Genomic DNA, 281 nt, shown 5'->3' with positions numbered 1-281 from the left:
GCCGCTCACTGTCTTTAGATGGAGGAAGTGGTACAAAAACTTCACGCAATACATCAGGATCGGCACGGAACGACTCAGGTAATCGTACCACGATATCAAAACGCTTATCTCCTTCAAAAAGCTCACCACCCTTTTTCCCGCCGGTAGCAATCACAATGGCATCTTGCACAGCGCCAACTTGCAAACCGTAACGCGCCAAAGTATCGCGATTAATTACCACCGTCCAAAGAGGTAATCCACTCACTTGTTCGATTTTGACATCTGCAGCTCCTGGTACTTTT

General features: G+C 47.3%; 1 protein-coding gene. It reads right to left on the bottom strand.

Features of this window, described 5'->3' with window-relative positions; translation table 11 throughout:
• A partial coding sequence (locus A8O27_RS19210; protein WP_259293070.1) for an efflux RND transporter permease subunit occupies positions 1-281 on the bottom strand: 281 nt, incomplete at both ends.

This window comes from Legionella bozemanae (genome assembly GCF_001648595.1).
Taxonomy (GTDB): domain Bacteria; phylum Pseudomonadota; class Gammaproteobacteria; order Legionellales; family Legionellaceae; genus Legionella; species Legionella bozemanae.
The sequence above is the reverse complement of the archived record's forward strand: the minus strand, read 5'-3'. Positions and strand labels throughout refer to the sequence as shown.